Below are 3,546 nucleotides of genomic sequence, written 5' to 3' on the forward strand. Positions count from 1 at the left end.
CGCCACCACAGGCCAAACCCCAGCAGCGTGGTGCAGGCCAGGATCAGCGTGCTCAATTGCCACAGCCACAGGCGGCTGTCGTCGGGGGCAGTGATCACCGTGGGCGTAGCGGGGGTGTCCACCACCAGGCTTGGGTTGTTCGCCACTTGCAGGGTGCGCGCCGGCAGGCTGGTGCGCTCCAGGTGGTCTTCGTGGGTGTTCCACCACAGCACTTCCAAGGCCGGCAGTTCCAGCGCGCCAACGCGGTTGGGCACCAGCGCTTCACGGTCTTCACGGCTGCCGACGAGGCCACGGTCGCTGCTCTGGTTGCCCAGCACCGGCTGGTCCGGGTAGCGGCGCAGGCCGTTGATGTCGGTGCTGGGCAGGGCCGGCAGTTGGGCGCTGGCGAGGCCCTCGGCCTTGACCGTGAGGCTGCGGGTCAGCGAGTCGCCGACCTGCACATGCTCCGGCTCGGGGTTCCAGCTTTCCGTGAGGGTCAGGCTGCGCGCGGGCAGCCAGGCAGCGTCGGCGGGGTAGCGCTCGGGCTTGGGCTTGACGGCCAACGGCAGGGCCGCTGAGCTGACGTGAATCAGCTTGCCGGGCTTGGTGCCTTGCAGGGTGTTTTCCTGCGGCGGGCGCGATTCCACCAGCGTCGCGCTGAAGGTCTGTGCGGGAATATCCAGGGTGCCGCTGTGTTGCGGATAGATCGCGTAGCGGGTTTCGATCACGCCATGGCGAATGCTGTTGATGACTTTCTCGTAGGTGCGCGACTCACCTAACTGCTCGACCCGTGCGTCGGGAATTTGCAAGGGCGTGAGGCTGCTGTCGTCGTACAGCGACACCGAGTGGTACACGCGCACGGTCAGCAAGGCCTGGGCCTGCACGTACACGCTGGTCTGGTCGAGGTTGGCCTCGACAAACACCGGCGCCAGTTCGGTGCTGGTGTTCTGGCTGGCGGTTTCGACCACTTGCAGGCTGATCGGCTGAGTGGTGTATTGGCCGACTTGCAGCGGCGGGATCACCACCGTGCCGTTTTCCTTGGGCAGCAGGGTGATGATCCAGCGCGTGGTGGCGTGGTTGTCGCCGCCCAGGGTGGTGAGCTGGTTGAGCTGGCGCGTACCACTGACTTCAAATTGCGCGTCGAGGGGCGACAGGTCGGGCTTGCCGAACTGCGTGACGTCGCTGGATTCCACCGTCAGCTCTACCGTTTCGCCGGAATTGAGGCGGCTGCGATCGACACTGGCGGTCAGGTTCGCCGCCTGGGCGTGGCCTGCCGACAAGGCGAGCAAAAGCAGTAGGGGGGTGCGGCGGCTCATCGCGTCTTGTCCTGATGTTGTTGCTGTTCGTACCAGAATTTACGCCGCAGCAGTTCGCCGGGGTTGTCCGGGATCTCCCGCAGCCATTGTTCCAGGGCCTGGCGATGTTCACCGTCGAGGCTGGCGTCGTCAGGGCGCAGCGGCGGGGTGGTGGTTTGCTCGTCGCCCAGCTCGCTGCCCGGTACTTCATTGCCGCCCGATGGCGGCGCGGCGCCGGGTTTGGTGTCGCCGGTACCGGCCTCGCCCTGGCCCTGGGATGACTGTTCGCCACCGCTGGCATTTTGCCCGCTGGCGCCCGGTTGCGCAGTTTGGCCGGGTTGGGTGGTTTCGTCATCCTTGTTATTGGCAGGTTTTTCCGGCTCGGGCTGCGCTTTTTCCTGAATCAGCGCTTCGACCAACGCTTTGTTTTTCAGCGCCGGCTGCAGGTCGGGCTGGGCTTCCAACGCCTGTTCGTAGGCGTCGATGGCCGCTTCCCGCTCGCCGGCCTTGGCCAGGGCATTGCCGCGATTGTAGTGGGAATAGGCGTCGTTGCCCTCGGCAAAGCGCTTGATGGCCTCGGCGTAGTTGCCGGCCTCGTACAGCGCCACGCCTTGCCATTGCGGGTCTTCGAAGTGCTCGGCGGCCTCGGCCGGGCGTTTTTTCTTCAGCAGGTATTGGCCTTGCTGGTCGGGGCGCAGCCACAGATCCTGCAGGCCAAAGGCATAGCTCGGTTGCGGCGCGGCCATCAGCAGCAGCGGCAGGCAGAACAACCAGCCACGCCGACCGGCGCAGGCGGCCAGCAGCAACAACGGTAAAAGCAGCCAGTAACCCTGGTCGGCCCAGGTGTCCAGGTGCAGCAGTTGGCCGTCGTTGCGCAGGGCTTGCGGGGCGTCGAGCACGCCCAGTTGGCGCAGGTCCTTGTCGTCCAGACGCGCGGCGCGGTAGCGGCCACCCATTTCACTGGCGAATGCCTTGAGGGTCGGGCTGTCGAGGCGCGGCACCAGGATCGCGCCTTGTTCATCCTTGAGAAATTCGCCGCTTTCCTGGGTCACCGGCGTGCCTTCGCGGCTGCCGATGCCGAGGATCGACAGGCTCGGCGCCTGGCCACTCTGCAGCAACAGGCGGATGCCCTGGCGTTCCTGTTTGGATAACGATGAACCGATCAACAGCAGGCGGCCCTGGCCCAGGCCGCCATGCTTGAGCAAGCCCAGGGCCTTTTCCACCGCCAGGTCGGCGCGATGGCCGGGCTCGGGCATCAGCGAGGGGCGCAGGGCTTCGAGCAGGTTGCGGCTGGTGGCCAGGTCATCGGACAGCGGCACCAGGGTGTGTGCGCTGCCGGCGTAGACGACGATGGCGGTTTGCGCATCGCTGCGCGCCTGCAACAGGTCGTACAGCTTGCGCCGCGCCTGCTCCAGGCGGTTGGGCGGGCTGTCGGTGGCGAGCATCTCCGGGGTCAGTTCGAGCAATACCACCAACGGGTCGGCAGGCTTCTGGCTGGTCTGCTCGACGCGTTGCCAGCTCGGCCCAAGCAACGCCAGCACGGCCAGCAGCCAGGCAATCCCCAGCACCACCCACGGCGATTTGCTTTCACGGCCGCTGCCGCCACTGAGCAACACGGCGTGGAAGGCCGGCGGCAGGATCATCTGCCAGCGCCCGGCGCGCTTTTGCCGGTGCCACAGCTGCCATAACAGCCAGCCGAGCAGCGGCAGCAGCAACAGCCACCAGGGACGGAACCAATGCGGCCACAGGTCGATCATCGACGCCTCCGCAAACGCAGGCGTTTAAGGCGCTGGCGCCATTCCGGGTGCTGTTGCAAGAAGCGGCCACGGCTCGACAGTTTGTTGAACGCGCGCTGCAGCGCGTTGTTCGGCCAGCGCTCCTGAACCACCAGCAGCATGCTCAGTAGCAATGCCAGCGCCAGCGGCGCGCTGTACAGCGCCTGGGCCGGACGGGCCTGGGTCGGTTGTTGCTCGACCGGCTCGAGCTTGTCGAGGGTTTGCTTGATGGCTTGCAGCTCTTCGCCATCGCGGGCGCGGAAATACTGGCCGCCGGTGGCTTCGGCAATCGCCTTGAGCGCCGGCTCGTCGAGGTCCAGGCTCGGGTTGACGCCGAGGATGCCCAGGGAGCCGGTTTGCTCGGGGTCGGCGCCGATGCCGATCGGGTAGATCTTCACGCCTTCTTCGGCCGCCAGGCGCGCGGCGGTCAGCGGGTCGATCTGCCCGGCGTTGTTGGCGCCGTCAGTAACCAGGATCAGCACGCGGCTCTGCGCCGG

Annotated in this window: 3 protein-coding genes; all 3 read right to left on the reverse strand. The window is 66.6% G+C overall.

Going from position 1 to position 3,546, the window contains the following annotated elements; genetic code table 11:
- Positions 1-1,295 (reverse strand): BatD family protein (locus WBR57_RS18210; RefSeq protein ID WP_424085288.1); only part of this gene is annotated, 1,295 nt, incomplete at its 3' end.
- The gene (locus WBR57_RS18215; protein WP_424085290.1) at positions 1,292-3,031 is read right to left on the reverse strand and encodes a tetratricopeptide repeat protein; all 1,740 of its coding nucleotides are present in this window, start codon (positions 3,029-3,031) and stop codon (positions 1,292-1,294) included. The genes WBR57_RS18215 and WBR57_RS18210, both read right to left, overlap by 4 nt.
- Positions 3,028-3,546, reverse strand: a 519-nt coding sequence (locus WBR57_RS18220; protein ID WP_424085291.1) for a VWA domain-containing protein, incomplete at its 5' end; no start/stop codon positions are given. The genes WBR57_RS18215 and WBR57_RS18220, both read right to left, overlap by 4 nt.

It is taken from the genome of Pseudomonas sp., assembly GCF_049590575.1.
Lineage (GTDB): Bacteria > Pseudomonadota > Gammaproteobacteria > Pseudomonadales > Pseudomonadaceae > Aquipseudomonas.

Excerpts from the sequence above, each read along its gene's own strand:
- WBR57_RS18215 (WP_424085290.1), bottom strand. The coding sequence starts at position 3,031 with ATGATCGACCTGTGGCCGCATTGGTTCCGTCCCTGGTGGCTGTTGCTG.